The organism is Cognatundibacterium curvum (genome assembly GCF_014284235.1).
GTDB lineage: Bacteria > Pseudomonadota > Gammaproteobacteria > Burkholderiales > Burkholderiaceae_D > Undibacterium > Undibacterium curvum.
The window spans coordinates 1-211 of the sequence record NZ_JACOGD010000057.1; the positions used below are offsets into that span (position 1 = coordinate 1).

A 211-nucleotide genomic window follows, 5' to 3' on the forward strand; every position below is an offset into this window, starting at 1 on the left:
TCGCGCAGCGGATAGCGTTCGATCAGACGACGCTCGACTGCAAACGGATAATCGGCTAATACCGCGAGGATAGTATCGACGGGTGTCTGATTCTGAAACACCTTGCAATCGCTGGAGAGACTCGCGAGATGCAGCCAGGGTTGCAGCGTACATTCAATCACGGCATGGCGGCTGTCTAGACCGACGAAACGCGCCGCCGTCACGACAGCCG

1 protein-coding gene is annotated in these 211 nt (G+C 57.8%); it reads right to left on the reverse strand.

All coding sequences use genetic code 11. The features are described from left to right. A partial coding sequence (locus H8K43_RS18845) for a contractile injection system protein, VgrG/Pvc8 family (RefSeq protein WP_186905274.1) occupies positions 1-211 on the reverse strand: 211 nt, incomplete at both ends.